The organism is Helicobacter sp. T3_23-1059 (assembly GCF_053654515.1).
The window spans coordinates 1-454 of the sequence record NZ_JBSIUV010000230.1 but is presented as its reverse complement, the minus strand read 5'-3'; the positions used below and the strand labels follow the sequence as shown (position 1 = coordinate 454).

General features: G+C 34.4%; 1 protein-coding gene. It reads left to right on the top strand.

Annotation, left to right across the window (positions count from 1 at the left end; genetic code table 11):
* Nucleotides 1-140 precede the first annotated feature (140 nt).
* Nucleotides 141-454 (top strand): hypothetical protein (locus ACWIX0_RS14195; RefSeq protein ID WP_454174619.1); only part of this gene is annotated, 314 nt, incomplete at its 3' end.

The window sequence follows — 454 nt, the reverse complement described above, 5'->3', positions numbered from 1 at the left end:
AACAACAATAAACTTTTTAAGAAAATCCCTACGATTTGTGAAATGCAAGGGATTAAATGTGAATCTATATCGCAATTATTGCAAACAAGGTTAGATATAAATTTCGCCATTAAATCCACAATGGAGAATATAAACTCGCTATGACTGCTATCAACAATTCACATTTAGATTCCCTCATTTCCCCTGCGACAAAGCAAAATTGGCAAAGACTTAGGGTTTTTGACACTCACAATTTTAATCCAAAACTAAAAAACCACACACAAATCACAACGCCAAAACTCACTACCCGCGCAAATAAAAAACTCTCCACCAAAAGCATTATTCCCACAGAATATTTTTGCAATCCGCAAAATCTAGCCAAAATCCAAGCAATCACACAACACATTAAAACGCAAAACTATCCTATTCAAAACGCCATTTTTTCACTCGCGCTAAACTTACTAAAAGCAAAAAA